Here is a 21,929-nt window from a genome sequence, read left to right as displayed (position 1 = left end):
GGACGACCCCGATGGAATCCGACTGAACCTGGAGCACCCGACCGTGTCGTTCATCTCGGCGCGGCGCACCGGACGGCAGGTCTCGCGGCAGTTCACCGGCCGCGACCTCGCCGTACTCGGTGTGCTGCTCGGCATACCCGTCCTGCTCGACATCGCCATCGTGTGGGGACCGACCTTCGCCTCCGTCGTGCTCTCCTTCACCAGCTGGGACGGCATCGGTGACATCAAGTGGGTCGGTACACAGAACTACGCGAACCTCTTCACCAACTACCCTCAGTTCTGGCCCGCCGCCCGGCACAATCTGCTCTGGCTCGCCTTCCTGGGTCTGGTCGCCGCACCGTTCGGCCTGCTGCTGGCCGTACTCATCGACAGGGGCGTGCGCTTCAGCCGCTTCTACCAGTCGACGCTGTACATGCCCGTCGTGCTGTCGCTCGCCGTGGTCGGTTTCATAGCCCAGCTGATCTTCTCCCGCGATCAGGGAGCCCTCAACGCGGTCATCGGGAACACGAAGTCGCCGACCGACTGGCTCGGCGATCCAAGCCTCAACATCTGGGTGGTCCTGCTGGCCGCGGCCTGGCGGCACACCGGCTATGTGATGATCCTCTACCTCGCCGGGCTCAAGGCCGTCGACCCCTCGCTGAAGGAGGCCGCGGCGATCGACGGGGCGGGCGAGGCCCAGACCTTCTTCCGCATCGTCTTCCCCACGCTGCGGCCGGTCAATGTCATCGTCGGCGTCATCACCGTCATCGAGTCCCTGCGCGCCTTCGACATCGTGTACGCCGTCAATCACGGCCGCAACGGACTCGAACTCCTCTCGGTGCTCGTCACCGACAACATCATCGGTGAGGCCAGCCGCATCGGATTCGGCTCCGCCATCGCCGTCGTCCTGCTGGCCCTCTCCCTGGGATTCGTCGTGACGTACCTGGTCCAGGAGCTCCGAGGGGAGAAGAACCGTTGACCGTCCACATCGCCCCCGCCCGCCCCTCCGCCCCACCTGTGCCACCGGCCCCCGCCGCCCGGCGCCGGATCCGCCCCTGCAGAATCGGCGTCCACGCCTTCCTGATGGCGGTCTCCCTCGCCTTCCTCGCCCCGCTGCTGCTCGCGGTGTATGCCTCGCTGCGGCCTTACGACGAGACCTCGGAACACGGATACTTCTCGCTGCCGCGTCACCTCTCCCTGGACTACTACCGCCAGGCGTTCTCCGACTCCGGCATGACGAAGTACTTCGTCAACACCCTGATCATCGCGGTCCCGGGGGTACTCGTCACCCTCTTCCTCGCCTCCTTCGTGGCCTTCGCGCTGGCCCGGCTGAAGATGCGCGGCGGGCTCGTCCTGCTCATGCTCTTCACGGCCGGGAACCTTCTGCCGCAGCAAGTGATCGTCACACCCCTGTACGTCGTCTTCAATCGCATCCCGCTGCCCTACTGGATGTCCGACTCGATGACGATGTTCGACTCGTACTGGGCCGTCATCACCGTGCAGATCGGCTTCCAGCTCGGCTTCTGCGTCTTCGTCCTGTCCAACTTCATGCGCACCCTGCCGCAAGAGATCCTGGAGGCCGCGATCGTCGACGGCGCGGGCGTCTGGACCCAGTACTGGCGGATCACCCTTCCGCTGTGCCGCCCGGCCCTGGCCGCGCTCGGCACGCTGCAGTTCACCTGGATGTACAACGACTTCCTGTGGGCACTGGTCTTCATCTCCGACGGCGACAAGCTCCCCATCACCTCGGCGCTGAACAATCTCAGGGGCCAGTTCTTCACGGACTACAACCTGCTCGCCGCAGGCTCGGTGATCGTCGCTCTGCCGACGCTCGTGGTCTTCCTGCTGCTCCAGCGCCACTTCATCGCGGGCCTCACCCTGGGCGCCGGCAAGGGGTAGCCCGGGCCTCAGCCGCGCCGGTTCGTCATCCGATGGTTCGTTCGGGTAACGGCATCGCCACAGCGGGGTTTTCGCGGCAGGGTGTTACGGGCAAGCCACAGGGGGCTACGGAAGAGGGGGAACCGTGATCGTCTGGATCAACGGTGCGTTCAGCGCGGGCAAGACGAGCGCCGCGCGCGAGCTGGTCGATCTGATCCCGAACAGCACGTTCTACGACCCCGAGCTGATCGGCGCGGGGCTGCGGTATCTGCTGCCCCAGAAGAGACTTGCCGAGGTGACGGACTTCCAGGATCTGCCGATCTGGCGGCGTCTGGTGGTGGATACCGCCGCGGCCCTGCTCGCCGATGTGTCCGGGGTACTGGTGGCGCCGATGACACTGCTGCGACAGGAGTACCGCGACGAGATCTTCGGAGGGCTCGCCTCCCGGCGCATTCCGGTGCGCCATGTCCTGCTCTCACCTGAGGAAACGATCCTGCGCAAACGGATCGCCGACCGGGTGGAGTTCGCCGACGACCCGGAGCACAGCGAACGGATCCGGCAGTGGGCCTACGAGCACATCGAGCCCTACCGAGCGTCGCTCGGCTGGCTCACCCGGGACGCCCACATCATCGACACCAGCGCGCTCACTCCGTACGAGACGGCCGAGCGGATCGCCGAGGCGGTCCGCACCGGGGCTGCCACCGCATGCGAGATCGTACAGACGCCCGAGCCGACCGCGGAGACCGTCGCGGCAGGCGTGCTGCTCTTCGACGAACGCGACCGGGTCCTGCTCGTCGACCCGACGTACAAGCCCGGCTGGGAGTTCCCGGGCGGAGTGGTCGAGGCCGGCGAGGCACCGGCACAGGCCGGGATCCGTGAAGTGGCCGAGGAGATAGGCATCCATCTCGAACGGGTGCCGAAACTGCTCGTCATCGACTGGGAGAAGCCGAAATTCCCCGGCTACGGAGGGCTGCGGATGCTCTTCGACGGCGGCCTGCTGCCCGGTGCGGACGCCGAACGGCTGCTGCTGCCCGGCTCCGAACTGCGCGGCTGGCGGTTCGTCACCGAGGAGGAGGCGGCCACCATGCTGCCTCCCACCCGGTACGAACGGCTGCGCTGGGCGCTCCGCGCCCGGGAGCGGTCAACCGTGCTCAACCTGCAGGCCGGAGTCCCGGTCGGCTGAGGCGCGCAGCACTGCGGCGGAGTCGACTGTGAGCGGATCGCCGTGTCCGAAGCAGGCGGTGGCCGGGTCATGGCCAGCCCGGTGTCGCTGGGCGCGCCCGGCGGCGGTCCCGCCGCCGGGCGGCGGGACCCCAACCGATCGGGTGTGACGCGTAGTCAGGCTCGCTTGGACTCGGCGTAGTTCCGCAGGAACAGGGCCTCGGCGAGCGACAGCCGCTCCAGTTCCTCGGGTGACACGCTCTCGTTCACCGCATGGATCTGTGCCTCCGGTTCGCTCAGGCCGATCAAGAGGATCTCGGCCTCCGGGTAGAGGGCGGCGAGGGTGTTGCACAGCGGGATCGAGCCGCCCATCCCGGACGTCTGCATCTTCTCGCCGGGATACGCGGCCTGCATCGCCTGCGCCATGGACGTGTACGCCGGGCTGGAAGTGTCCGCACGGAACGGCTGGCCCTGACCGACCTGTTCCACGGACACCCTGGCCCCCCACGGGGCGTGCGCCTTGAGGTGGGCGGTCAGCAACTCGGTCGCCTTCGCGGCGTCCTGGCCCGGCGGGACCCGCAGGCTGATCTGTGCCCGCGCACTCGCCTGCAGCGACGGTGTCGCGCCGACCACCGGCGGGCAGTCGATACCGATGACGGTGACGGCGGGCCGCGCCCAGATCCGGTCGGCGACCGTACCCGTGCCGATCAGTCCGACGCCGTCGAGGACCTTCGCGTCCTTGCGGAACTCGGCCTCCGCGTACTGCAGTCCGTCCCATTCTGCGTCCGTGGCCAGCCCGTCGACGGTCGTGGTGCCGTCCTCGGCGCGCAGCGACGACAGCAGCTGGATCATCGCGGCCAGTGCGTCCGGAGCGGCGCCGCCGAACTGTCCGGAGTGCAGGTTTCCTTCGAGGGTGTCGAGCGTGACCCGCAGCATCGTCATACCGCGCAGCGTCGCGGTCACCGTCGGCAGACCGACCCGGAAGTTGCCGGTGTCGCCGATGACGATCGTGTCGGCGGTCAGCAGCTCGGGGTGCGCCTCGGCGTACCGTTCCAGACCGCCGGTGCCCTGCTCCTCGGACCCCTCGGCGATCACCTTGACGGAGACCGGAACGCCGCCGTCGGCCTTGAGGGCGCGCAGGGCGAGGAGATGCATGATGAAGCCGCCCTTGCAGTCGGCCGCGCCGCGGCCGAACCAGCGGCCGTCGCGCTCCGTCAGCTCGAACGGCGGGGAGAGCCAGGCGGACTCGTCGAGCGGCGGCTGCACGTCGTAGTGAGCGTAGAGCAGTACGGTCGGGGCGTCGGCTGGGCCGGGCAGGAAGCCGTACACCGACTGGGTGCCGTCGGGGGTGTCGAGCAGGGCGACATCCTGGAAGTTCTCGGCGCGCAGCGCGTCGGCGACCCAGTTGGCGGCCGCCTCGCACTCGCTCTTCGGGAACTGCGCGGGATCCGCCACCGACTGGAAGGCCACGAGCTCGGCAAGCTCCGCCTTGGCGCGGGGCATCAGCGAGGCAATGGTCTCGGAGATCGGACGGGCGGTCATGGGAACGCTCCTCGTGGGTGCGACGTTATGTGTACGAATCCGGGTACATGTACACCGAGTGTGCGGCGTTGCATGTAGGTCGAACGCACGGTGGATCCTCCCACAGCGGGTGCCGGGCGCGACGCGCCGTAGGATGCCGTGAGCAGCATGGGCCACTGGTGGGATCGGGAGCAGAAGCACATCGTGAGCAGCGAGAACGCAGACGCCGTACATGAGCACGAAGAGTCGTCCGTGTGGGACGTCGTCGTAGTCGGTGGCGGACCGGCCGGCGCTTCCGCGGCATACGCGGCGGCGGTCGCCGGACGACGGGTACTGCTCCTCGAGAAGGCGGAACTGCCCCGCTACAAGACATGTGGTGGCGGCATCATCGGGTTTTCGCGTGATTCGCTGCCCCCCGGCTTCGAACTGCCGCTGCGGGACCGGATCCACGCGGTCACCTTCTCGCTCAACGGCAAGCTGGCGCGGACCCGCCGCTCCAAGCGGATGCTCTTCGGGCTCATCAATCGCCCCGAGTTCGACGCGGGGCTGGTCGAGGAGGCGCAGAAGGCGGGCGCCGAACTCCGTACCGGAGCGACGGTGACGAGGGTCGAGCAGCACGGCGCCGCGGTGCCGGACCGGCGCACGGTCGCCGTGGTGCTGTCCGGCGGCGAGACGGTCCTGGCCCGCGCGGTCGTCGGAGCGGACGGCAGTGCTGGGCGCATAGGAGCCCATGTCGGGGTGAAACTCGACCAGGTGGATCTCGGCCTGGAAGCCGAGATCCCGGTTCCGGAAACGGTCGCGGAGGACTGGGTGGGCCGGGTGCTGATCGACTGGGGTCCCCTGCCCGGCAGCTACGGCTGGGTGTTCCCCAAGGGCGACACGCTCACCGTCGGCGTGATCTCGGCGCGGGGCGACGGGGCGGGGACCAAGCGGTACCTGGAAGACTTCATCGCCCGGCTCGGTCTCGCCGGCTTCGAGCCGAAGATCTCCTCCGGGCACCTGACGCGATGTCGCAGCGACGACTCTCCTCTGTCACGCGGGCGGGTGCTGGTGTGCGGTGATGCGGCGGGGCTGCTGGAGCCGTGGACCCGCGAAGGCATCTCCTTCGCGCTGCGGTCGGGGCGGCTCGCCGGTGAGTGGGCGGTCCGGATCGCGGAGTCGCACGATGCGGTGGACGCCCGACGCCAGGCGCTCAACTACGCCTTCGCCATCAAGGCCGGCCTGGGTGTCGAGATGGGCGTCGGACGACGCATGCTGAAGCTGTTCGAGCGCCGTCCGGGGGTGCTGCACGCGGTGCTGACGGGATTCCGCCCGGCCTGGAACGCGTTCGCCGGCGTCACCCGGGGAACGACTTCGCTGGCCGAGATGGTCCGTACGCATCCGCTGGCACAGCGGGCCCTGTCAGCGATGGACCGTTGACACCTGATACCCGACACCTGGCGCCTCACACCTGACACGTGACACCTGACACGTGACAGCCGACATCTGGCACCTGCCATCTGACGCCGGGGGCGGGCCGGGCCGCACGGTCAGCCTTCAATGGTGATCCGGAATACGGGGTGGTCCGGGCAGGCAGCCAGGAGTTCTGCGTCCGTGGACTTTGCAGTGATGCCCTGGAAGTACTGGTTGACCTCCCAGCCCCACCGCTCCAGATAGGCGCGGACGATCAGCACCTTCTGTTCGTCGTCCGCGATCTCCACGGCCGTGAAGGTACGGATCTTCCGGCCCACCCGCAGCTCGCCGCCACCGGCGACCCGCATGTTGCGCACCCACTGGGAGTGGCCCCGCGCGGAGACCAGATACTGCGTGCCCGCGTAGGTATGGGGGTTTACGGGGATGCGCTGCATCTGTCCGCTCTTGCGGCCGCGTACCGACATCTCGGCCGAGCCGAGAAGGCTGACGCCGTGCCGGGCGAGCCAGCCGATGACGCTGTTCATCCGGACGTTGAACGCGTTGCCCTGAATATAATACGGCTGAGACACGGTGACTCCTCACTGTTTGAGAGCAGTGCTCTCGCTTGAGATCAGTGTGCACGGGAGCGCAGTCCAAAAGCAAGAGCGGTGCTCTCGTTGTTGGTCGGTGCTCTTCTGCATGGCAGACTGGAGCTCATGAGCACTGTCCGAGGAGCCAGGGAACGGGCCCGTATCGAGGTCACCGCCGCTATCAAGGACGAGGCGAGGAAGCAGCTCGCGGCCGAAGGCGCCGCAAAGCTCTCGCTGCGCGCCGTGGCACGGGAACTCGGTATGGCGTCCTCCGCGCTCTACCGCTACTTCCCCAGCCGGGACGAACTGCTCACGGCCTTGATCGTCGATGCGTACGACTCCGTGGGCGAGTCCGCCGAGGCCGCCCACCGGGCCGCCCGTGCCGATGCTGCCCCTCACCTCACCCGCTGGATCGCCGTCGCCCAAGCCGTACGCGACTGGGCCCTCGCCCGCCCCCATGAGTACGCCCTGATCTACGGCTCGCCCGTGCCCGGTTACACCGCACCGCAGGCGACGATCGGCCCCGCCTCCCGCGTCGGCCTCGTCCTGATTGCCGTTGTCTCAGATGCCTACCGCACGGACGGTCTCGCTTTGCCGCCGCTCGCCGACGAGCTGCGCGCCGAGGCCGAGCGAATGGTCGCCGACTTCGCCCCCGACCTTCCTCCGGAAGTCGCCGCCCCACTGATCGCCGCCTGGTCGCAGCTGTTCGGGCTGATCTCCTTCGAGATCTTCGGCCAGTTCAACCGGGTGGTGGAGGCCCGGGAGATCTTCTTCCGGGAAGCCGTCACCGAACTGGCCCGCACGGTCGGCCTGATCGGTCGCGGCAGCAGTGCCGCGACCGGCTGACGTCTCTGCCGCGGCCCGCGGTCTGCTGCCAGGACCAGGTGTCAGCGGTTCAGAGGCTGCCGGGTGGCCGCCCGATCAGAGGTCACCCGGCAGCTCTCAGGCTCCCCGGGGGTGGGCGGTGCGCGTCCGGCCGCCGTCGCGTATCAGCCGCAGGAACCAGCCCAGGGCGAATGACTGCAGCAATACGGACATGGCCAGAGCGAGGTAGACGGACCATGCGGGTCCGGCAGCCTCCGCGCCCCACAGCGAGCTGCCGATGAAGAAGACGAACACAGTGGGCGCCGCGAGGAAGAACAGCCAGACACCAGCGAACGAGGCATCCTCATGGGCGACGAACAAGGTGTCCACGGTGACGAACACCGCCGCCGCCAGGACGAGGCCCAGATAGATCAACGAGGCGAAATTGCCGAAGGTCAGCCGCATGAGCGCGCGGAGGTGCTGGTGGTTGATGACCGGATTGTTCATGGCTCGCTCCCCGTAGTTGGTTGACCTTTCCATCGTGTGCCCGGGGAGCTGTTCCCACCTGAGTACTGCTACTTAATCGCTCATGTGTGCGCCTCATTGCATGCTCCGTACGCCAGTGCTGCAGCTGTGATGGCCGGCGCCACCGCGAGGTCGCCGAAGACCAGCAGCACCAAGCCGAGCGCGAGCGCCGAATGCGTCTGCGCAAGCAGGGTGATGCTGCGCCACGGCGGAGTCAATGGCACCTGCGGATCATGGGAGACTCGCCCCCATGAACGGCAAGGTGTCCACCACCCGGACAAAGTTGGAGAGGGGTCGCAGTGCGCTCGGACCCGCGCTGGCACTGGTCCACACCGGACGCGCGCCCACCCGTGCCGTCCTGACCTCCGAGCTCGGGGTCACCCGGGCAACGGCTGGTGCGGTCGCCGCGCAGCTGGAGGCGCTGGGCCTGATCCGGGTCGACGCCCGGCCGGGCTCCGCAGCCGGCTCGCAGGGCCGCCCCTCGCACCGGCTGGCCATCCGGGAGTCCGGGCCCGTCGCCATCGCCGCGCAGGTGCACGCCGACGGGTTCCGGGCCGCGCTTGTCGGGCTCGGTGGACGGCTCGTCGCCACCGCCCCCGGCTGTGTCACCGTCACGGCAGACCCGGCACAGGTCATCGGTGAAGTGGTCGACGCCTGCGCGGAGTTGCTGCGGGACAGTGGACGCCGCTGCGTCGGAGCGGGCCTCGCGGTGCCGTCCGCAGTCGCCGAACCGGAGGGCACCGCGCTCAATCCGCTGCACATCGCCTGGTCGGCGGGCGCCCCGGTGCGCGAGATCTTCGCCACCTGCGTACGGGAAGCGGGCATCCCCGGCCCCGCGTTCGCCGGAAACGACGTGAACCTTGCCGCGCTCGCCGAACACCGGCACGGTGCCGGGCGCGGTGCCCAGCATCTGCTCTGTGTGGCCACCGGCCATCGCGGCGTGGGCGGAGCCCTGGTCCTCGACGGCCGTCTGCACACCGGGAGTTCGGGACTCGCGCTGGAGGTCGGCCATCTCACGGTGAGCCCCGAGGGCCGCCCGTGCCACTGCGGCGGTCGTGGTTGCCTGGACGTCGAGACCGATCCGCTGGCCTTCCTCGTCGCCGCCCGTCGCCAACCCGGTCCGGAGGAGTCGTTGCTCAAGCAGGCCGGCGATTTGCTGCGCACGGAGTACGAGGACGCGGCGGTACGGGGCGCGGCCGAGGAACTGATCGACCGGCTCGGCCTCGGGCTCGCCGGGCTGGTCAACATCCTCAACCCTGACCGCATCATCCTCGGCGGACTGCACCGCGCACTGCTCGACGCGGATCCGGAGCGGCTGCGTGCAGTGGTGGCCGACCGCAGCCTGTGGGGTCGCAGCGGCAGTGTGCCCATCCTGCCGTGCACGCTCGACCACAACAGCCTGGTGGGGGCGGCGGAACTGGCCTGGCAGCCGGTGCTGGACGATCCGCTGGCCGCGCTTGCGTGACGGGGGCTGGGACGGTCGCGCCGGACTCGGTCGTCGGACAGGCCCGAAGACGTCCTCCACGCACAGGCGCGTGCCGCGTTGCGTACCAGGATTCCGTCCAACGCCTCTTTCCCCCGAGGTCGTTAGCCGACCACCGACGACCGTGCGACGGAGGGTGTCCTGCTCTCCAGATACGTGACAGGGTCCGGTTCGAACGGTCCGTCAGTGGTTGCTCCGTACACCGAGCGCAGCGGCTGATCGGCGAACAGGGACGGTGCCGGAAGAGTGAACCAGACAATTTTCCCGGCGCCGCCCCTCGGGCAGACCCCCCAGCTCTCGCTGACCGCGGCGACCAGCGCGAGCCCGCGCCCCGACGTACTGGACGCAGTGGCCGCGCGTACGGTCGGCAGCCGTGGGTCGTGGTCGTGGACGGAGACTGTCAGCCGTTCGAGCAGCAGCTCGATCTCGACGATGCATGACTTGTCCGGCTGGGCGTGCCGGTGGACATTGGTCAGCAGTTCGGTGACGCCGAGCGCCGCATGGTCGATCAGGGGATCGAGATGCCAGTAGCGCAACTGCGCCGAAACGATTCTGCGGACCTGACCGATCCGTGACGGCAGGGCCTGGAGCTCCATTGTGCAGTGCCTGCTCGGCTCGCTGATCACGGCTGCGACTCCCCGAAATAGGTCCGGAAGAAGACGAAGGAACGATCCAGCAGATGACTGGCTGCTGATTCAGCTCCGGCGGCGCGGATCAGTGTCACCGCCGGTAAACCATGAGTGACGTGTGACCAATGTCGCTCAGGGGGCACTGCTCCGCAACTCGCGGTGTACCGGCGGTACCCCCTCAGATCATGCGGCCACCCGCACTGCGCAGCGTCTCGAGGAAACTGTGGGCCGGCCCGGCCTCGTCCGGGCCGTGGTTGCGCTGCCCCATCGTCAGCCGGTACCGCGTCCCGTTGAGGCGCGCCACGGCCGCACCGGCTCCGGCGAACCACGGCCTGCCCGCGCTCACCGTCACCACCGGGGCGCTGTCGATCTCCCGGCCGTAACTGGTCAGCAGAGCCAGCCTGCCGTCCTTGACGATCACCTGCCCCGCCCTCGTGAGCGAACGGGCCCACCGCTCGATCCGTACCCCCGTCGCACTGAACTCCGTTTCCGGCATGACTGCTTCGCCCCCTTCGTAATGCTTCTGATGGGCAGTCTGCACAAGCCGGGACCGGCGCGCCAGACCGCGACCCGGCTCGGTGCCACAGCTGCAACGCCCGTCAACGCAAAGGCAGGGCTATGGAGCATCAAAGTGAACGTTTGTGCAGGTAGGGGGAATATTGTTGACAGTGGAGAGACGGTGACACGAGGAGGAACGCGCTGATGGGCACCGTAGAGCACAGAGACGACTGCCGGGCCACGGCGACCATCGACATCGACCGCTCCGACCCCGAGTACCGGGCCTGGCTCAAGGAGGCCGTGCGCAAGGTCCAGGCCGACGCCAATCGCTCCGCCGACACCCATCTGCTGCGATTCCCGCTGCCCGAGCCATGGGGTATCGACCTCTACCTCAAGGACGAGTCGACGCACCCCACCGGCAGCCTCAAGCATCGGCTGGCCCGCTCGCTCTTCCTTTACGGGCTCTGCAACGGCTGGATCCGGCCGGGCAAGCCGGTGATCGAGGCGTCCAGCGGTTCGACGGCCGTCTCGGAAGCGTACTTCGCCAAGCTGATCGGTGTGCCGTTCATCGCCGTGATGCCCCGCACCACCAGCCCCGAGAAGTGCCGGCTGATCGAATTCCACGGCGGTCGCTGCCACTTCGTCGACGATTCGCGGAAGTTGTACGAGGAGTCCGCCACGCTCGCCGCAGACACCGGCGGCCACTACATGGACCAGTTCACCTACGCCGAACGGGCCACCGACTGGCGCGGGAACAACAACATCGCCGAGTCGATCTACCAGCAGCTGAGACTGGAGCGCTACCCGGAGCCGACGTGGATCGTCGCCACGGCCGGAACCGGCGGCACCTCGGCGACCATCGCCCGCTACGTGCACTACATGCAGTTCGACACCCGGATCTGTGTGCCCGACCCGGAGAACTCCTGTTTCTTCGACGGCTGGACCCACCACAACCCCCTGGCCACCAGTGACTGCGGCTCGCGGATCGAGGGCATCGGCAGGCCCCGGATGGAGCCGAGCTTTGTGCCCGGGGCCATCGACCGGATGATGAAGGTGCCGGACGCGGCCAGTGTCGCGGCTGTGCGCGCACTGGAGAAGGCCATCGGCCGGAAGGCGGGCGGCTCCACCGGCACCGGGCTGTGGAGCGCGTTCAAACTGGTCGCCGAAATGGTCGAGCAGGGCAGCACCGGCAGCGTCGTCACTCTGATCTGCGATCCGGGCGACCGCTACCTCGACAAGTACTACTCCGACAGTTGGCTCGCCGAACAGGGCCTGGACATCGCCCCGTACACGGAAACCATCGACTCCTTCCTGGCCGACGGCAACTGGCTCGGATAGCCTGGACGGAACGCAGCGCCCCGGCCCGCGGCCGCTCTCAGGCCGCGGGACCGGTCAGCCGCCTGTCGAGATTGCGTACCGCGTCCCGGAAAGCCCGGCCCACCCCCGACCGGCCCAGCCGCAGGGCGAACCGGAAGGGTGCGGAACCGTCCGCGGCGAACGTCCACTGCACCTGCGTCCCGGTCCCGGCCGGGGTGAGTCGCCACTCCTCCAACAGGGCCCGCAGACCAGGGGCGTTCGACTCGTCGACTCGGTAGGCGTACCGCTCGCCGGCTGCCGCCGCGATGATCGTCTCGCGCAACACCGTGCCGCCCTTGAGCCGGACCTCGCGACCTGCGCCGTCCTCGGTGGGCCGGGCCGCAGTCACCGAGGTGAACCAGCCGGGCCAGCCCGCCACGTCATCCGCGAGCGCACGGTAGACCACCTCGGGAGGCGCTGACACCTCCGCGGCGAAGACCAGTCGCAGTGGAGCGGACTCGATGAAGTCGAGGTCCACAGAACGGAGTCGGCGTGGCACGGATCGCACCTCCCGTGCGGTCGGCGGCGGGCGGGTTGGCGCACACCATAGCTGATGCATCGTCAGATGTCCTTGTCTCAATGACGTTCAGTGGGAGAGTGTTACGGGATCGCCCGCGCTGCTGCTGTGATGTTGCGGGCCATACCGCCGAACACCACCGAGTGGAACGGCCAAACGCTCCACCAGCAGACGTGGCCGAGCAGTCCGCGCGGATGGAACAGCGCCCGTTGTCGATAGACCGTCCGCCCCTGCTCGTTCCGGTTCACCGACAGCTCGAGCCAGGCCGGTCCGGGCAGCCTCATCTCGAACGACGGTCCAGCATGCCGTCCAGCACCCGGCCGAAGACCCGGCGGCCTGCTCCGGTAAGCAACGGATCGGCCCATCGCGGCAGCAGCCGGACAGTCAGCTCCTCCACCCACACCACATGGGATCCGGAATCCGTCGGATACACCTCGATCGAAGCCCGGCCCAGCACCGTCGAACCGCGCTTCTCCAGCCGGCACAGCCCCGCACGCCCGGCTGCGGGCGGCGTCCACCGCACCACTTCCATCGGATCGTCGAAGCCCAGCGGACCCACACCCGTGCGCGCCACGAAAACGGTCCCGATCCCGGTCGGCAGCCCCGTGGGGACGGTGATCGTGGTCAGCGGTACATGCGCCGCGTGCCGCTCCCAGTCCGTCACCCGGCGCCAGGACTCGGCTGCGGGCAGGGACGTGAAGCGCTCGATCCGGAATACGGCCACAGCACGATCCTAAGGTGCGTACCACCCGGCGCGAGCTGAGCTGAAGCCACGCACCGCCCGACGGTTCAGGAGTCGCCGTCCGCGATGCGGCCCGCCACCAGCAGGCCCGGAAGACGCTCCTCGATCTCCTCGCGGGCGTCGGCCGACAGTCCCGCGTCCGTCACGAACGTGTCCACCTGCTCCAGAGTCGCGAACGAACTCAGGCCCACCTTGCCCCACTTGGTGTGGTCGGCGACCACCACCACACGCCGCGCCGAGTGGACGAAACGGCGGTTGGTCTCGGCCTCCGCCAGATTCGGTGTCGAAAGCCCGGCCTCCGCCGAAATGCCGTGCACCCCGAGGAACAGCACATCGAAGTGGAGCGAGGAGATGGCCTGATCGGCGACCGGGCCGACCAGCGAGTCGGACGGGGTCCGTACCCCGCCGGTGAGCACCACCGTGGCGGCCCCGGTACCTGCCCCGCTCGTAGCCCCCGACTGCTGCGCGGAGTGGAACACGTCGGCGACCCGCACCGAGTTGGTCACCACTGTCAGATCCGGTACGTCCAGCAGCTGCTGGGCGAGCGCATACGTCGTCGTACCGCCGGAGAGCGCGATGGCGCTGCCGGGCAACGCCATCGTCGCGGCCGCCCGGGCGATATCCTCCTTGGCGGTCAGCTCCAGAGCCGACTTGGCCTCGAAACCGGGCTCGTGCGTGCTGGCCTCGACCACCGGAACGGCCCCGCCGTGCACCTTCTCGATCACACCCTGGCGGGCCAGCGCGTCCAGATCCCGGCGCACGGTCATGTCGGAGACACCCAGCTTGCGGGTCAGCTCATTGACCCGGACCCCACCACGTCTGCGTACCTCGTCGAGGATCAGGGCGCGCCGCTGCTCCGCGAGCAGATTCTGATTCTCGCTCAACGCCGGTCCGGTCCTTCCCTCTGGCCGTACAACAGTCTCCTCGGACGGGGTCATCCTGCCACGCGGTGTCGTCGGCCGCCGCACTGGGGAGATTCCGTGAGAGCGGTGCGCACACCGGCCTCTTCCGTGATTCTGGTGACCGTGCATCAGCACCTCCCCACGACCGAGAGAGCGAGTCACTTCAGTGCCACCAGTCACCCAGGCCCCGCAGAGTCCGGGGCCCGCGCTGGAACTGCTGGTCCATGGCGTGGGCGGAGCCACCCCGCAGGAGATGCTCGACGATCCGCGCCCGGTCAGAGTCACCGGTGACGCGACCGCCGCCATCTACCGGCGCGCCGGGGACATGGACGCCGAGCAGTACCCGGAGCGGTACCGCGACCAGCCCATCGCCGAGGCCTACTGCTGGTCCAATCTCACCTCCGGCAACGGCTCCCGCGCTTTGTGGCTGCTGCTGCTCCCGTTCATGGTGGTCAACCTCGCCCACTGGATGCGCCCCACCGCCCGGCGCCGTACCCGCGCCGTGCGCCTGTACGGCGTCCTCGTCCGGCTTGTCGCGCTCAGCCTCACGGTCCTGCTGACCGCGGCGGCCTGCGAGGTCGCGCTCGATCTGGTGGCCTGGCAGTGTGCGGGCGTGCCGGACTGCTCGAACCGGCGGTCCTGGCTCGGCTTCCTGTCGGCGGCACAGGGCGGCTGGTGGTCCCAGCCGGGCCGAAGGCTCGCCCTCGCCTCTTTGGTGCCCACCGCCCTGGTGGGGCTGCTCTGGTTCCTGTCCAACCGGACATGGGGCGCGTACGAATCGCAGCGCCCACTCACCGGATCCGAACCGGATGACGCCGCTCCCGGGACCCCGCACGACCTCAACACCTCCGGCACTGCGGCCGGTGGCCGCCCGGCCCTCAGCCGGCCGGGATTCTGGTACGGCCGCCGACTGGTCGCCCGGCTGCGCGCCGCCCACACCGCCGCAGGATTCCTCACCGTCGCCGCGTCGGTCGTGGGCGCCGCGGCCCGCCACGATCGCGCAGTCACCGGCCCCGTGCCCGAGATCACCGGCAGACTGATCGAGGCGGCGCTGGTCCTGGGCGCGCTCGCCGTGCTCTGGGTCGTCTGCCGCCGCGGGCGCAGTGAGCGGCGGCTCGACCAGCGGCTCGACCACGCCCTCATCACCTGTCTGCCCGGCGCCGCCCTGGCCCTGCTCGTCCTTGCCGCGGTGTATACGGCCTGGTCGCGCCCCGACTGGGTCTCGGCGGGCGCCCTGCCCGGCGACGTCACCTTCAGCATCGTCATGCTCGGCCAGGCGGCGCTCGTCGTCGTGCTCGCCGTGGTGTCACTGGGCCTGTACCGCCGGACCCCCGAACCCCGCACCGTCATATACGGACTCGGTGGACCGGCCGTCGCGATGCTCGCGTGCGCTCTCGGCGGTGTCATGACCGGCGGGGTCGCCCAGCGCGTCGCCGACTGGCTCGATGGCTCCGGCACCCCGGGCATGGGCAGGAACGCCACCATCGAGGGACCGCCGGTGCTGCTCAGCTGGCAGGCCTCGGTCATCCCAGTGCTCCTGGTGCTGCTGGCGGTCCCGGCCGTCCTGCTGCTCGTACGCACCTGGCTCGCCGCCCGCGCCCTGCAGCCCGAGGTCGACCTGGAGTACGGGCAGGAGCGGCCGGACCCCGCCCGGACCCGGCAGATCGCCCGGATCCGGGCCACGGCAGCCCTCACCGACTCGGCGCCCTGGATCCTCGGTCCGGTCGCCGGCGCCACACTGCTGCTCGGCGCGGCGGCGGTCGGCGGGGCCTGGGCGAGCGGTGAGGTGCCCGGGCTCGCGATGGAGGGGAGCGGTGCCTTCGTCGAGTCCGCGGCCGAAGCGGCCCAGTCGGCCGGATCCTGGATGGTCGGACTCGGTTTCGTGCTCTTCGTCACCTGGGGACGGCGCGCCTACCGGGACGCCTCCGCCCGGCGCACCATCGGCATCCTCTGGGATGTCGGTACGTTCTGGCCGCGCGCCGCGCACCCCTTCGCACCGCCCTGTTACGCCGAGCGCGCCGTCCCCGATCTGGTGTCACGGATGTCCGGCTGGACCGGGCAGACCCGCGGCAGGCTCGTCATCTCCGGTCACTCCCAAGGCAGCGTCCTCGCGGCGTCCGCGGTGTGGCAGTTGCCCGCCGAGACCCGGAGCCGGGTCGCCCTGCTCACCTACGGCTCGCCGATCGAGCGACTGTACGCGCGCTGGTTCCCGGCCTACTTCGGCCCCGCACCGCTGCATGGACTGCACGGGTCCGTGCACTGCTGGCGCAACCTCTGGCGGGCCACCGACCCGATCGGCGGCCGAGTGCGGCTCGACGAGGGACCGGGGCCCGAGGTGGACCGAGGGCCGCTGAAGGACCCCCTGGTCTACGGACGTACCCCCGAACATCCGCTGCCCGAACCCGTTCTGGGACATTCGGACTACCAGGCCGACCCGGTCTTCGCCCAGGAGCGGGCCGCACTGCTGGACCGGCTGGCGCCGGCCCTGCCGCGCCAGGCCGACGGGGAAGGGGGCCAGGAGACCCCGCGGGCTCAGAGCCTGTCGGGCGACCTCTGATCGGGCGGAGGTCACCCGACAGGCTCTCAAGGGAGCTCCGGCAGATCCTCCGGGTAGAGCAGCGTGAGGTCGTCCGTGCTCGGCTCGGCGAGCTGGGCGACCCGGCCCGCATGCCGCTCCACCATCGACTCGAAGGTCTGCCGAGCCGTCCGCCCATTACCGAAAGCCGGGCCCTTGGGAAGCTCCGTGAAGTACTTCAACAGCGCTTCCCCGGTCCCGGAGGCCAGCCTGTACTCGTGCTCGTCGACCTGCCGCTCCACAATCCGCAGCAGCTCGGCGGGCTCGTAGTCGCTGAAGGTGATGGTCCGTGAGAAACGGGACGCCACACCGGGGTTGATGGTGAGGAACCGCTCCATCTCCTGGGTGTACCCGGCGACGATGACGACCACCGCGTCCCGGTGGTCCTCCATCAGCTTCACGAGCGTGTCTATCGCCTCCCGGCCGAAGTCCCGGCCGGAGTCCTCGGGTGACAGGGCGTAGGCCTCGTCGACGAACAACACCCCGCCGCGCGCCCTGTCGAAGGCCTCCTGGGTGCGGATGGCGGTGGAGCCGATGTGCTCGCCGACCAGATCGACGCGGGACACCTCGATCAGATGGCCGCGTTCCAGCACCCCGAGCGAGGCGAGGATCTCGCCGTACAGCCGGGCCACGGTTGTCTTGCCGGTGCCGGGGGAGCCGGTGAAGGCGAGATGGCGCCGGACCGACGCGGCCTTGAGCCCGGCCTCCTGCCGCCGACGACCGACCTCGATCATGTCGGTGAGGGCGCGCACCTCTCGCTTGACGCTGTCCAGACCCACCAGCGCGTCCAGTTCCCCGAGGACGGCCTCCGACGCGCGTACGGGCCCGGCGGCGGGTACGTCGGCTGGGGCGGGCTGCTCGGCACGCTGCCCGGGGACCGCGCCGAGCAGCCCGGGGGCCGACTGGGTCGCTGTCAGCACGGACGGGGTCGCCGGTGGCGCGGGGGAGCGCAGCGCGCTCTCGTCGCTCGTGCAGTCCTCCACGACGGGCCCCGCTCCATTGCCGTCGCCGAGGGCGGCGCCGCCCTCGGCGAACTCGTATCCACCGCGGGCGCACCGCTCGGTACGGCAACGGGTCAGAGTCGTACGGCAGCCGTCCATCACATGGAAGCCATAGCCCTCGCTTCCGGTGACCCGGCAGCTGTGGAAGGTGCCGCGGCCCTCGGCGGAGACGTAGAAGCCGGCCTCGGCGGGGGAAGTGACCGTGCAGCGCTCGATCGTCGGGTCGGCGCCCTTGGTGACGATCACTCCGGTCTGTGCGGCGTCGACGGTGCAGTTGTTCAGCGTGCCGCCGCTGCCGTGGTCGCGGAACCAGGCGCCGGTGGACGCCTCACGGATGCGGCAGTCGTCGAGTTGGGCGGTCGCCCCGTCACTCACCGACACCGCGGTGTTGCGGACCTGGGACAGATCGCTGTCGACCACGTCGGCACGCGAACCCCGGTCGAGCACGAAGATGGCGTCCGGTACGTCATGGACCCGGCAGGACTCCAGTATCGCGGTCGCCCCGTCACTCACCCAGACCGCCGGGTAATCGCCCGTACTGTCATGTATTTCACACTGGTTGGCATCGACACGGGTGCCGGGATCCCAGACCGACAGGCCGTTGCGGCCGAACCGGCGCACCGTGGAGCGGGTCAGGGTGAGAACCGAACGGGAACGCAGATCCACCGCGTTCTCCGGGATGTCGTGGATGTCGCAGTCGGCGAGCGTCAGTACGGCGTCGGTGTCGAGCGTCACCCCGTCCGCCGAAGTGCGGTGCACCGTGCAGTCGGTGAGGTGGGCGGCCGCGCGAGTGGTCACCTGTATTCCGCTGCCCTTGATCTCGTACACCTCGCAGCCGACGGCCTCCAGGCCGCTGCCCTCGCCGGTGATGCTCAGCCCCGCGCCCGACGCATGGTGGATCCGGCAGCGCTCCAGCCGCGGATGCGCACCGTCACGTACCGAGACACCGGACTGTCCGGCCGAAACGACCTCGCACTGCTCGAACACCCCGCCCGCACCGTCGAGTACGGCGATGCCCACCCCTGCCGGGTTGTCGACCGTGCAGCGGCGTACGGTCGGCCGGGCCGCAACGCGCACCTCGATCCCGGCGGCCGAACGCGTGACGATCCGCAGATCCGCGAGCTCCGGTGCGCCGTCCTCGACGAGCAGTGCCGGAGCCGTCGAGTCCTGACCCTCCACATGCAGGTCCGAGACGACGGCGGAGGCACGGACGGTCAGCGGTACGCCGTCGACCGGTGCGATCCGTACCGATCCGACCGAGCCCTCGGGGCCGCGCAGCGTCACCGCGCGGTGCAGGACCAGATTCTCCCGGTAGGTGCCCGGCGCGACGGTGAGGACATCACCGTCAGCCGCGGCCTCCAGGGCTGCGGTGAGGGAGGCATATTCGCCTGTGCGGCGCCGCCACCGCGATGTGCCGGTGTGCGTCACCTGGACCGTGCCCTGTGCCATGGCGCTGTTGTGCCCCCACCTCGTGCGTGTGTGTGATGCCCGTGTCACCGGCCTTACGGCAGCGACGAACCCCGAGCTCGCCCGCCGAGGAAGCTGGGCGGGCCGGTCCACCGTAGCGCGCGCGGCGGGCGGGAGTTGACCCGATCGGCAGCTGATCAGCTGCCGGTCCCGGTCCTGCCCCAGTCCGGACCGGCCTTAGCCCAGGCTCGGTCGATCCGGTTGTACCGCTCCCGGACCATGCGCCAGACGATCAGGCGCCGGCCGACCTCGACCAGTCCGACGGTGAGCAGCGCCGCCCCGAGCCCGGCCAGCGCCGCATGCGTATGAGCCGTCGGAGCGTCCATGGGCCGCAGCGCGGGGCTGCCGTCGAGGTCTGTCCAGATCTCCACCTCGGCGCCGGGATCCGTCCTACGGGAGGAGGTGGTCACCGTACCGCGGCGGTTCGTGCCGTCCGGAGCCTTCCAGCGCGCCATCACCGGGGTCTGCGTGGTGCGCTCCGAGGCCACTTCGGGTCCGGGCTGACGGTCCGTCCGCGGCGCGCGGCCGAGGGGCTGTGCCGCCGGTGCGGGAGCACCGAGGCCGCCGTCGAGTCCCCATGGCTCGACGGCGGCCTTGTGTGACCGTGTGCGATTCCCGGCTCAGTACCCCCGGCCCTGGTACGGACGGTTGTACGGGTCCTCGTAAGGCGAAGGCGCCGGGGCGGGGCGCGGCGCCGCCGGACGCATCGCCTCGTAACCGGTGCCGGGCGCCGGGCGCTGTTGCTGCGGCGGATAGGGCGCCTGGTACCCGCCGCGGGCCGCGGTCGGCTGTTGCGGGATGTACGGCGCCGGGGCGTGCTGCAGCTGTGCTGGCTGCATCGGCGCGTAACCCTGCTGGGCCGGCTGCTGGTAGCCGTACGGCGGATTGGGCTGGGAAGGCGCCGCGGGAAGAGCCGGCAGCGCCGCCGGGAGAGCCGGCAGATAGCTGTTGCCGGTGTCATAGGCGGCAGGCACTCGGATCGGCGCGATCTGAGGCGTGCCCCGCTCCGCGACCAGGGAGTCGTAGATCGGAGTTTCGGGGAACGACGGTGCGGCGTAGTAGCCGCCGCCGTAGGTGGAGCGGGGGGAGGTCATGACACCTAAGTTAAGCCCACGATGTGCTGGTTGGGGAGCCCCAATCGTGGGGTCATCCGTTTTACGTTTGTTCTGTCCACCCGACCGCAATCATCGTTGGGGCTCCGGGAATCGCCGCGCTCGGCAGTGGTCACCGAAGTCCCAGAAGCGCGAGTGGACGGCGACGGCATCGGCCGACAGGCGGCGGTGCCGTCGCCGGCCGCCTCACCCAGTGGCGTCGGACGTCACGGAGGGCAGGTACCGCGGTGCCCGCCAGGCGTCCAGCCGCTGCTCCACCGCCGCCCCCAGCGACAGCAACTCGGCGTCTTCGTGGTCGCCGGCCATCAGGAGCAGGCCGACCGGCAACTCGCCGACGAACCCGGCGGGCACGGACAGCGAGGGGTACCCGGCGACGGCGGCCGGGGTGGAGGACGGGATCACGTCGTTGTCGCCCCGCGCGCAGTCGGTCGTCCAGGCGGGCGGGTTCGCCGGGGAGACGATGGCGTCCAGGTCATGGGCGGCCATGGTCTCGTCGATGGACCGCCGGGACAGGTCCTTCAGCTCGGCGCGCATGGCCCGGTAGCGCGGGTCTGTGGTCGACGGCGCGACCAGGGCCTGCTGGAACAACTCCTGGCCGGCGAAGCAGGTTTGCTCGGCCGGGTGCGTGCGGTTGAACTCGATCAGCTCGGCGAGGTCGCGAGGCCCGTTGCGGGTGGACAGGTAGGCGTCGATGTCCTGGTGGAACTCGCTCAGCAGGGCCGGGAACTCGAGTTCGGCGAGCCTGTCCTGGTATGGCGGCGTCACCTCGACGACCTGGGCCCCGGCGGCACGTAGTTGTGCCGTGATCCGGGTCATCAGGGCGTCCACCTCGGCGCCGAGCGAGGGGAGCCGCCACAGGCCGATCCGCTTGCCGCGCAGGCCGCCGGGGCGCGTGGCCGTGTCCGTGAGACCGAAGGCACCGTCGGCGCCCGCGGCGTCCTGACCGCTGATCACCGAGAGGGTGATCGCGGTGTCGATGACGTTGCGTGCCATGGGGCCGGCCGTGTCCTGCTCTGCGGAGATCGGGACGACGCCGGACTGGCTGACCAGTCCGAGGCTGGGCTTGTGCCCGACGACCCCGTTCATCCCGGCCGGGCACACGATGGAGCCGTCCGTCTCGGTGCCGATCGCCACCTGCGCCAACGACGCGGCGAGCGCGGCGGCCGAACCGGAGGACGATCCGCACGGATTCCGGTCCAGGACGTACGGGTTGTTTGTCTGGCCGCCCACCGCCGACCAGCCCGACGTCGGCTTCGCCGCGCGGAAGTTGGCCCATTCGGACATGTTGGCCTTGCCGAGGATCACCGCGCCTGCCGCGCGCAGCCTTCGGACCAGGTCCGCGTCCGTGTCCGGCGGACTTCCGGCCAGCGCCAGCGAACCGGCCGTCGTCGGCATGTCGCGGGTGTTCACATTGTCCTTCAGCAAGACGGGGATGCCGTCGAGCGGACCGCGGACCTTTCCGAGACGATGCCTGACATCGCTGGCGGCCGCCTGGCGCAGGGCCGTCGGGCTGGTGCGCAGCACCGCGTTGATCTCCGGGTCGATGGCCTTGATCCGACGGAGGTACGACAGGGTCAGCTCCGACGACGTCAGGGAACCGCGCTTCATGCGCGCCTGTAACTCGGGGATCGTCACCGTCTCCAGGTCCACTCCGCGCAGGAGCGTCGACTCGGTGGAGGACGAGGAACCGTCGGCACCGGAGTCGGCGGCCACCGCACGCTGCCCCGGCACACCCACCGTGAGAAGGGGTGCCACGGCCAGGGCCGCGGTCAGTGCCGCAATGCTTCTTTTCTTCAT

The 21,929-nt window shown here is 69.8% G+C and carries 20 protein-coding genes and 2 pseudogenes; 8 read left to right on the top strand and 14 right to left on the bottom strand.

The features are described from left to right. Positions 1-43: 43 nt before the first annotated feature. The 3 genes from ABT115_RS04740 to ABT115_RS04730 all read left to right on the top strand — a co-directional run bounded on the left by ABT115_RS04740 (position 44) and on the right by ABT115_RS04730 (position 3,040). Positions 44-958, top strand: coding sequence for a carbohydrate ABC transporter permease (locus ABT115_RS04740; RefSeq protein WP_351784027.1), 915 nt, complete (start codon positions 44-46; stop codon positions 956-958). A gap of 38 nt (positions 959-996) precedes the next feature. Continuing rightward, positions 997-1,878: a carbohydrate ABC transporter permease gene (locus ABT115_RS04735; RefSeq protein ID WP_351784065.1), complete on the top strand. Its 882-nt coding sequence runs from the start codon at positions 997-999 to the stop codon at positions 1,876-1,878. 124 nt (positions 1,879-2,002) lie between these two features. Next, positions 2,003-3,040, top strand: a complete 1,038-nt coding sequence (locus ABT115_RS04730; protein ID WP_351784025.1) for an NUDIX domain-containing protein — start codon at positions 2,003-2,005, stop codon at positions 3,038-3,040. A gap of 155 nt (positions 3,041-3,195) precedes the next feature. Here ABT115_RS04730 and ABT115_RS04725 read toward each other — a convergent pair whose 3' ends face one another. After that, positions 3,196-4,560 carry a dipeptidase gene (locus ABT115_RS04725; RefSeq protein ID WP_351784023.1) on the bottom strand — a complete coding sequence of 455 codons (1,365 nt, stop codon included), beginning with the start codon at positions 4,558-4,560 and terminating at the stop codon, positions 3,196-3,198. A 183-nt stretch (positions 4,561-4,743) separates the two neighbouring features. Here ABT115_RS04725 and ABT115_RS04720 point away from each other — a divergent pair, with 183 nt between their 5' ends. Continuing rightward, complete coding sequence (locus ABT115_RS04720) at positions 4,744-5,958, top strand: geranylgeranyl reductase family protein (RefSeq protein WP_351784021.1); 1,215 nt, start codon at positions 4,744-4,746, stop codon at positions 5,956-5,958. Between the two features lie 110 nt (positions 5,959-6,068). Here the strand turns inward: ABT115_RS04720 and ABT115_RS04715 are convergent, their stop codons facing one another. Continuing rightward, on the bottom strand, positions 6,069-6,476 hold the full coding sequence (locus tag ABT115_RS04715; RefSeq protein ID WP_351784063.1) for a nitroreductase/quinone reductase family protein: 408 nt from the start codon (positions 6,474-6,476) through the stop codon (positions 6,069-6,071). Positions 6,477-6,647: 171 nt separating this feature from the next. Here ABT115_RS04715 and ABT115_RS04710 point away from each other — a divergent pair, with 171 nt between their 5' ends. Further along, positions 6,648-7,367 carry a TetR/AcrR family transcriptional regulator gene (locus tag ABT115_RS04710; RefSeq protein ID WP_351784019.1) on the top strand — a complete coding sequence of 240 codons (720 nt, stop codon included), beginning with the start codon at positions 6,648-6,650 and terminating at the stop codon, positions 7,365-7,367. A 96-nt stretch (positions 7,368-7,463) separates the two neighbouring features. On the opposite strand, the gene ABT115_RS04705 is transcribed toward ABT115_RS04710, so the two are convergent. After that, the gene (locus tag ABT115_RS04705) at positions 7,464-7,832 is read right to left on the bottom strand and encodes an SCO4225 family membrane protein (protein ID WP_351784017.1); all 369 of its coding nucleotides are present in this window, start codon (positions 7,830-7,832) and stop codon (positions 7,464-7,466) included. Positions 7,833-7,912: 80 nt separating this feature from the next. Continuing rightward, entirely contained in the window at positions 7,913-8,074 is a 162-nt protein-coding gene (locus ABT115_RS04700; RefSeq protein WP_351784015.1) for a hypothetical protein, read from the bottom strand. Positions 8,075-8,100: 26 nt separating this feature from the next. On the opposite strand from ABT115_RS04700, the gene ABT115_RS04695 reads away from it, so the two are divergent. After that, the gene (locus tag ABT115_RS04695; RefSeq protein ID WP_351784013.1) at positions 8,101-9,315 is read left to right on the top strand and encodes an ROK family protein; all 1,215 of its coding nucleotides are present in this window, start codon (positions 8,101-8,103) and stop codon (positions 9,313-9,315) included. A 122-nt stretch (positions 9,316-9,437) separates the two neighbouring features. Here ABT115_RS04695 and ABT115_RS04690 read toward each other — a convergent pair whose 3' ends face one another. Further along, positions 9,438-9,929, bottom strand: a complete 492-nt coding sequence (locus ABT115_RS04690; protein ID WP_351784061.1) for an ATP-binding protein — start codon at positions 9,927-9,929, stop codon at positions 9,438-9,440. A 211-nt stretch (positions 9,930-10,140) separates the two neighbouring features. Then, positions 10,141-10,458, bottom strand: coding sequence for a hypothetical protein (locus tag ABT115_RS04685; protein WP_351784011.1), 318 nt, complete (start codon positions 10,456-10,458; stop codon positions 10,141-10,143). A 206-nt stretch (positions 10,459-10,664) separates the two neighbouring features. Here ABT115_RS04685 and cds1 point away from each other — a divergent pair, with 206 nt between their 5' ends. Continuing rightward, positions 10,665-11,798, top strand: coding sequence for an L-cysteine desulfhydrase Cds1 (gene cds1, locus ABT115_RS04680; protein WP_351784009.1), 1,134 nt, complete (start codon positions 10,665-10,667; stop codon positions 11,796-11,798). A 37-nt stretch (positions 11,799-11,835) separates the two neighbouring features. Here cds1 and ABT115_RS04675 read toward each other — a convergent pair whose 3' ends face one another. From ABT115_RS04675 to ABT115_RS04660, 4 genes and pseudogenes are all read right to left on the bottom strand, one after another. Then, the gene (locus tag ABT115_RS04675) at positions 11,836-12,315 is read right to left on the bottom strand and encodes an SRPBCC family protein (RefSeq protein WP_351784007.1); all 480 of its coding nucleotides are present in this window, start codon (positions 12,313-12,315) and stop codon (positions 11,836-11,838) included. Positions 12,316-12,416: 101 nt separating this feature from the next. Further along, a pseudogene (locus tag ABT115_RS04670) lies at positions 12,417-12,620 on the bottom strand (DUF2867 domain-containing protein); the annotation flags it as partial. Further along, positions 12,614-13,057 carry an SRPBCC family protein gene (locus ABT115_RS04665; protein WP_351784005.1) on the bottom strand — a complete coding sequence of 148 codons (444 nt, stop codon included), beginning with the start codon at positions 13,055-13,057 and terminating at the stop codon, positions 12,614-12,616. The gene ABT115_RS04665 and the pseudogene ABT115_RS04670, both read right to left, overlap by 7 nt. Before the next feature lie 65 nt (positions 13,058-13,122). Beyond that, entirely contained in the window at positions 13,123-13,959 is an 837-nt protein-coding gene (locus ABT115_RS04660) for a DeoR/GlpR family DNA-binding transcription regulator (protein WP_351784003.1), read from the bottom strand. Between the two features lie 184 nt (positions 13,960-14,143). Between ABT115_RS04660 and ABT115_RS04655 the strand changes: the two genes are divergently transcribed. Continuing rightward, positions 14,144-16,534 (top strand): hypothetical protein, encoded by a 2,391-nt coding sequence (locus ABT115_RS04655; RefSeq protein WP_351784001.1) that lies wholly within the window; start codon positions 14,144-14,146, stop codon positions 16,532-16,534. 26 nt (positions 16,535-16,560) lie between these two features. Here the strand turns inward: ABT115_RS04655 and ABT115_RS04650 are convergent, their stop codons facing one another. The 4 genes and pseudogenes from ABT115_RS04650 to ABT115_RS04635 all read right to left on the bottom strand — a co-directional run bounded on the left by ABT115_RS04650 (position 16,561) and on the right by ABT115_RS04635 (position 21,929). Further along, entirely contained in the window at positions 16,561-19,002 is a 2,442-nt protein-coding gene (locus ABT115_RS04650) for a right-handed parallel beta-helix repeat-containing protein (protein ID WP_351783999.1), read from the bottom strand. A 155-nt stretch (positions 19,003-19,157) separates the two neighbouring features. After that, positions 19,158-19,538: pseudogene (locus tag ABT115_RS04645) on the bottom strand (Rv1733c family protein); the annotation flags it as partial. Between the two features lie 102 nt (positions 19,539-19,640). Then, entirely contained in the window at positions 19,641-20,114 is a 474-nt protein-coding gene (locus ABT115_RS04640) for a DUF6643 family protein (protein ID WP_351783995.1), read from the bottom strand. Positions 20,115-20,318: 204 nt separating this feature from the next. Further along, positions 20,319-21,929, bottom strand: a complete 1,611-nt coding sequence (locus ABT115_RS04635; RefSeq protein WP_351783993.1) for an amidase — start codon at positions 21,927-21,929, stop codon at positions 20,319-20,321.

Origin of the sequence: Streptomyces sp. NPDC001832 (genome assembly GCF_040297265.1) — a bacterium.
Taxonomy (GTDB): Bacteria; Actinomycetota; Actinomycetes; order Streptomycetales; family Streptomycetaceae; genus Streptomyces.
This window is presented reverse-complemented; position numbering and strand designations above follow the sequence as displayed.

Coding starts and splice junctions, on each gene's coding strand:
- ABT115_RS04705 (WP_351784017.1), bottom strand. CDS start 7,832: ATGAACAATCCGGTCATCAACCACCAGCACCTCCGCGCGCTCATGCGG.
- ABT115_RS04640 (WP_351783995.1), bottom strand. CDS start 20,114: ATGACCTCCCCCCGCTCCACCTACGGCGGCGGCTACTACGCCGCACCG.
- ABT115_RS04710 (WP_351784019.1), top strand. CDS start 6,648: ATGAGCACTGTCCGAGGAGCCAGGGAACGGGCCCGTATCGAGGTCACC.
- ABT115_RS04715 (WP_351784063.1), bottom strand. CDS start 6,476: ATGAACAGCGTCATCGGCTGGCTCGCCCGGCACGGCGTCAGCCTTCTC.
- ABT115_RS04695 (WP_351784013.1), top strand. CDS start 8,101: ATGAACGGCAAGGTGTCCACCACCCGGACAAAGTTGGAGAGGGGTCGC.
- ABT115_RS04635 (WP_351783993.1), bottom strand. CDS start 21,929: ATGAAGAAAAGAAGCATTGCGGCACTGACCGCGGCCCTGGCCGTGGCA.
- cds1 (WP_351784009.1), top strand. CDS start 10,665: ATGGGCACCGTAGAGCACAGAGACGACTGCCGGGCCACGGCGACCATC.
- ABT115_RS04685 (WP_351784011.1), bottom strand. CDS start 10,458: ATGCCGGAAACGGAGTTCAGTGCGACGGGGGTACGGATCGAGCGGTGG.
- ABT115_RS04690 (WP_351784061.1), bottom strand. CDS start 9,929: ATGGAGCTCCAGGCCCTGCCGTCACGGATCGGTCAGGTCCGCAGAATC.
- ABT115_RS04725 (WP_351784023.1), bottom strand. CDS start 4,560: ATGACCGCCCGTCCGATCTCCGAGACCATTGCCTCGCTGATGCCCCGC.
- ABT115_RS04650 (WP_351783999.1), bottom strand. CDS start 19,002: ATGGCACAGGGCACGGTCCAGGTGACGCACACCGGCACATCGCGGTGG.